At 69.2% G+C, this 865-nt stretch carries 1 protein-coding gene; it reads right to left on the minus strand.

All coding sequences use genetic code 11. The annotated features are described in order from the left end of the window. Positions 1–15: 15 nt before the first annotated feature. On the minus strand, positions 16–865 hold an 850-nt coding region (locus AQJ91_RS48450; RefSeq protein WP_159054855.1), incomplete at its 5' end, for a hypothetical protein.

An 865-nucleotide genomic window follows, 5' to 3' on the forward strand; every position in this document is an offset into this window, starting at 1 on the left:
GCCCGGCCGCCCGCCTTACGCCAAGTCCTGGACGGCTCGCAAGGAGTTGCTCTCCACCAGGAACCGGGCGAGAGCCCGAGTGTTCGGGTCGGCGGGCACTTCGCACTCCGCTCCGTACGGCAGGTCGGCGAGACCGACCAGCCAGGGCAGTACGGAGGCGGAAAAGACACCGCTCCTCCCGTGGGCGGCCACCTGCACGGAACCCCGCGACTCGTGCCACAGACGGCGCGCATGGCTGGACACCGCCACCCGGCGCGGATCGGTGGTCTCCTTGTGCTCCGGATCCGCCCCCTCGAGCCCGTAGGCGGAGGCAGCGGCCAGCGCCGAGGCCAGGTCGGCCCCGCCGCCGAGGAAGTCTCGGTAGCCCTCGAGCCATTCGATGCTCACCCGGCCGTCGGGCTCCGCGGCGAAGGGATAGGTCCCCTCCCCGGGAACGAAGGACCTGGTGTAGCGCGCGATGTTGACGGCGAAGGCCGGGCTGACCGTCTCGGCCACATGCCAGGTTCCCGGGTCCCAGGTGAAGAACTCACCGGCCGAAGCGATCAGCGAGGTGCCGCGGTCGACCATCTCGGGCACCTGCAGGGAGGGCAAGTACTCCTCCGGGTCGATGGCGTTGTCGCCCTCCGCCGCCCGCCAGCCGGCGGTCTCGGGTATCCAGTCCTCGCCGTGCCAGAAATGCATGTACTTGCGTCCCTGGAGCACGAAGTGGCTGTTGCCGCACTGCTCTCGGTGAATGCCGCCAGGGGTGGCGCGGTACTCGCCCAGAAACACCTCAATGTCTATGTTTCCGCGGACCAGCCCGTGCTCCTCGAAAACCGGGCGGCCGAAGGCGGAGACCAGCAGGTCGAACAGACTCCTCTCGTGC

Origin of the sequence: Streptomyces dysideae (assembly GCF_001514305.1) — a bacterium.
GTDB lineage: Bacteria > Actinomycetota > Actinomycetes > Streptomycetales > Streptomycetaceae > Streptomyces > Streptomyces dysideae.